The organism is Sphingomonas sp. NPDC019816, from assembly GCF_050274375.1.
Lineage (GTDB): Bacteria > Pseudomonadota > Alphaproteobacteria > Sphingomonadales > Sphingomonadaceae > Sphingomonas.
Genome location: NZ_JBNNOB010000279.1, coordinates 1 through 1150, shown reverse-complemented (window position 1 = coordinate 1150; position 1150 = coordinate 1). Strand labels below are relative to the sequence as shown.

Below are 1150 nucleotides of genomic sequence, written 5' to 3'. Positions count from 1 at the left end.
AATATCTACCTCGCCAAGGTAACCCGGGTCGAGCCGTCGCTGCAGGCGGCGTTCGTCGATTACGGCGGCAACCGTCACGGCTTCCTGGCCTTTTCGGAAATCCACCCCGACTATTACCAGATCCCCAAGGAAGATCGCGAAGCCCTGCTGCGCGAAGAGGCCGAGCATGCCGCCGAAGAGGCTGCCCTTCGCGCCGAACTCGACGCCGAGGATGATGAGGATCACGACGGCGAGGATCATGACGATCATGCCGACGACCATCATGACGACGAGGACGGCGACGAGAACGGGGCCGCGCCGCGCCCGAAGAAGTCGACCGTCAATGACGATCAGGTCGAGGCACTGCGCCAGCGGCGCCAGAATCTGCGCCGCCGCTACAAGATCCAGGACGTCATCCATCGCCGCCAGGTGCTGCTGGTCCAGATCGTCAAGGAAGAGCGCGGCAACAAGGGCGCGGCGCTGACCACGTACCTGTCGCTGGCGGGCCGTTACTGCGTGCTGATGCCCAACACGAGCCATGGCGGCGGCATCAGCCGGAAGATCTCGAACGCGGCCGACCGCAAGCGGCTGAAGACCATCATGGCCGAGATGGCTTTGCCCTCGACCATGGGCTGCATCGTCCGCACCGCTGGGCTCCAGCGCACCAAGACCGAGATCAAGCGCGACTTCGATTACCTCGCGCGTCTGTGGGACGGCATCCGCGAAAAGACGCTGCACAGCTCGGCGCCCGCGCTGATCTATGGCGACAGCGACCTGATCAAGCGCGCGATCCGCGACATCTATAATCGCGAGATCGAGGAAGTCATCGTCGAGGGCGAGGAAGGCTATCGCCAGGCGAAGGACTTCATGCGCCTGCTGATGCCCGCGCATGCCCGCCGGGTGAAGCAGTACGCCGATGCTGTGCCGCTGTTCCAGCGCGCGCATGTCGAGGATCAGCTGGCCGCGATGTACAATCCGGTCGTGCAGCTGAAGTCGGGCGGCTATCTGGTCATCAACCCGACCGAAGCGCTCGTCTCGATCGACATCAACTCCGGGCGTTCGACCCGCGAGCATAATATCGAGCAGACCGCGACCGCGACCAACCTGGAAGCCGCGCAGGAAATCGCGCGCCAGCTGCGTCTGCGCGACATGGCGGGCCTCGTCGTCATCG

At 64.3% G+C, this 1150-nt stretch carries 1 protein-coding gene; it reads left to right on the top strand.

Annotation, left to right across the window (positions count from 1 at the left end; all coding sequences use genetic code 11):
* On the top strand, window positions 1–1150 hold a 1150-nt coding region (locus ACQKJZ_RS19405; RefSeq protein ID WP_427733346.1), incomplete at both ends, for an Rne/Rng family ribonuclease.